At 75.1% G+C, this 3,305-nt stretch carries 1 protein-coding gene; it reads right to left on the bottom strand.

The window, feature by feature from the left end; all coding sequences use genetic code 11:
• Positions 1-3,305 (bottom strand): beta-ketoacyl synthase N-terminal-like domain-containing protein (locus P1P70_RS42415; protein ID WP_319247519.1); only part of this gene is annotated, 3,305 nt, incomplete at both ends.

The raw sequence follows: 3,305 nt of genomic DNA on the forward strand, positions 1-3,305 counted from the left end.
CGCCGACAACGCCCGCTCGCACTCGGCCATCCGCTCCGCGAACACCGGCGAGGTGTCCAGCAACTCCACCGCCATACCGGCCCACTGCGAACCCTGCCCCGGGAACACGAACACCGGGCCCCTCCCGGTCGGACCCGCCGTGCCGGTGATGACCTTCGGGGCGGTGGCTGTGCCGTCGGCCAGGGCTCGTACCCCGGTCAGCAGTTCGGCCCGGTCGATGCCGAGGACGACGGCGCGGTGCTCGAAGAGGGAGCGGCTGCCGAGCAGGGCGCTGCCGACGGCGGCCGGTGTGGCGTCGGCGGGGGCGGATCGGTCGAGGTGGTCGGCGAGGCGGACGGCCTGGGCGCGAAGGGCGTCGGGGGTGCGCGCGGAGAGGATCCAGGGGCGGACGCGGGGCCTGACGCCGTCCTCCTCGACGTCCCTGTCTCCGTCCTCCCCGGCGAGCCCGTCCGCGAGCCCGTCCGCACCGCTCTGGCCTGCGCGCACGGGCTCGATGGGAGTGTGTTCCAGGATGACGTGGGCGTTGGTGCCGCTCATCCCGAACGACGAGACGCCCGCCCGGCGCGGGCGTCCGGTCTCCGGCCAGGGCACGGCGTCCGTCAGAAGGCGTACGGTGTCGGTGGTCCAGTCGACCTGCCGGGTCGGTTCGTCGACGTGCAGCGTGCGCGGCAGGACGCCCTCGCGCAGCGCCATCACGGTCTTGATCACGCCGCCGACACCGGCCGCCGCCATGCTGTGGCCGATGTTGGACTTCAACGAGCCTAGCCACAGCGGCCGTTCGGGTTCGCGTTCCTGTCCGTACGTCGCCAGCACGGCCTGCGCCTCGATGGGGTCCCCCAGTCGCGTCCCCGTGCCATGGGCCTCCACCGCGTCCACCTCCGACGGCGAGAGTCCCGCGCTCGCCAGCGCGTCCCGGATCACCCGTTGCTGGGAAGGGCCGTTCGGCGCCGTGAGGCCGTTCGACGCGCCGTCCTGGTTCACGGCCGAGCCGCGCACCACGGCCAGCACCCGGCGGCCGTGGCGGCGGGCGTCGGACAGTCGCTCCAGGACGAGGACGCCCGCGCCCTCGGCCCATCCGGTGCCGTCCGCCGACTCCGCGAACGCCTTGCACCGGCCGTCGGAGGCCAGACCTCCCTGCCGGGCGAACTCCAGGAAGCCGCCGAGGGTGTTCATGACGGTGACACCGCCCGCGAGGGCGAGGTCGCACTCCCCGGCCCGCAGGGCCTGTCCCGCGAGGTGCAGGGCGACGAGGGAGGAGGAGCAGGCGGTGTCGACGGTGACGGCCGGGCCCTCCAGACCGAGGACGTAGGACACCCGGCCGGAGACGACGCTGCCCGCCGTGCCGGTCATGACGTGCCCCTCGGACTCGGGGGTGGCGGTGAGGACTTCGGCGTAGTCGGACCCGGCGATGCCGGCGAAGACGCCGGTGCGGCTGCCGCGCAGGGAGACCGGGTCGACGCCGGTCCGTTCGAGGGCCTCCCAGGAGGTCTCCAGGAGCAGCCGCTGCTGCGGGTCCATCGCGAGGGCCTCGCGCGGCGAGATGCCGAAGAAGTCGGCGTCGAACTCGGCGGCGTCGTGGAGGAACCCGCCGGTGGTGGGGGTGCCGCCGTCGAGCCGGCGGAGGGCGGCGGGGTCCCAAGCACGGTCATGGGGGAAGGCGGTGACGGCGTCCCGGCCCTCGGCGACCAGGTGCCACAGCTCCTCGGGCGTGGTGACGCCGCCGGGGTAACGACAGGCCATGCCGACGACGGCGAGGGGTTCGTCCAGGACCGCACGCCTGCGGCCGGCGGCCGACCGGCCGGTGCGCTCGCCGTTGAGGTGGGCGACGACCGCTTCCGGGGTGGGATGGTCGAAGACCAGGGTCGGGGGCAGCGGCAGCCCGGTCTCCTCGGCGAGCCGGTCGCGGAACCGTACGGCGGAGAGCGAGTCGAAGCCCAGATCCTTGAAGGGGCGGTCCGGCGGGACGGCGCCGAGGGTGGGGTGGCCGAGGACGGCGGCGGCGACGGCCCGGACCAGGTCCACGTCGAAGGCGCGGTCCGGCGCGGGGGTTTCGGGCGCCGTGCCGACGGGCGGCGGGGTGGCCAGCAGGGGGGCACCGGTGCCGGCGGTGGCCGGGAGCCAGAAGCGGGTGCGCTGGAAGGGGTAGGTCGGCAGCAGCTCGGTGTGGATGCCCTCGGGAGCGTCTTCGCCCGGGGTTCCGTGGGCTGCGAGGACGGCCGTCCAGTCGACGGTGACGCCTCGGACGTGCAGGTCCCCGAGGGCGGTCAGCAGGGCGGTGGGTTCGTGGTGGCCGTGCGGGAGGGAGGGGACGAAGGCGGGGCCGTGGTCGGGCAGGCACTCGCGGCCCAGCACGCTCAGGGCGCCGCCCGGGCCGATCTCCAGGCAGGCGGCGGTGCCGAGTTCGCCGAGCGTTCGGACACCGTCGTGGAAACGGACGGCCTCGCGGACGTGCCGTACCCAGTAGTCGGGTGAGCGGAGCTGCTCCTCGGTGGCCGGGAGGCCGGTGACGTCGGAGACGACCGGGATGCGCGGCGCGTGGAAGGTGAGCCCTTCGGCGACGGCGCGGAAGCGGTCCAGCATGGGGTCGGTCAGCGGGGAGTGGAAGGCGTGGCTGACCTTCAGGCGGCGGGTCCGCAGCCCGCGTTCGGCGCACAGGGCCGCCGTGGCGTCGACGGCGTCGGCCGGGCCCGACAGCACGGTGGCGCGGGGGCCGTTGACGGCCGCAACGGCGAGCCGGTCGGTGGCGCCCACGGCGTCGAGGAGGGCGGGCACGTCGGCCTCGGCGATCTCTACGGCGAGCATGGCGCCGCCCTCGGGGAGGCTCTCCATGAGGGTGGCTCGGGCCGCCACCAGGGTGCAGGCGTCGTCGAGGGAGAGCACGTCGGCGGCGTGCGCGGCGGCCAGTTCGCCGATGGAGTGGCCGAGCAGGTGGTCGGGGGTCAGACCCCAGTGTTCGAGGAGCCGGAAGAGGGCGACCTCGAAGGCGAACAGGGCGGTCTGGGCGTAGGCGGTCCGTCCGAGCAGTTCCTCGGAGGCGAGGGCCTCGGCGATCGGCCGGTCCAGACGAGGGTCGATCCGGGCGCACACGGCGTCGAAGGCCTCGGCGAACACCGGGTGGGCGGCATGCAGTTCGCGGCCCATGCCGACGCGTTGGGCGCCCTGGCCGGTGAAGAGGAAGGCCAGGCGCCCGGCGCCGGCGGCCGTGCCGCGCACCACGCGGGCGTCGGGAGTGCCATGGGCGAGCGCGTCGAGCGCCGCCGGCAGGTCCGTACGGTCCGCGCCGACGACGACGGCCCGGTGGGTGA

The organism is Streptomyces sp. MB09-02B (assembly GCF_033794485.1).
Classification (GTDB): domain Bacteria; phylum Actinomycetota; class Actinomycetes; order Streptomycetales; family Streptomycetaceae; genus Streptomyces.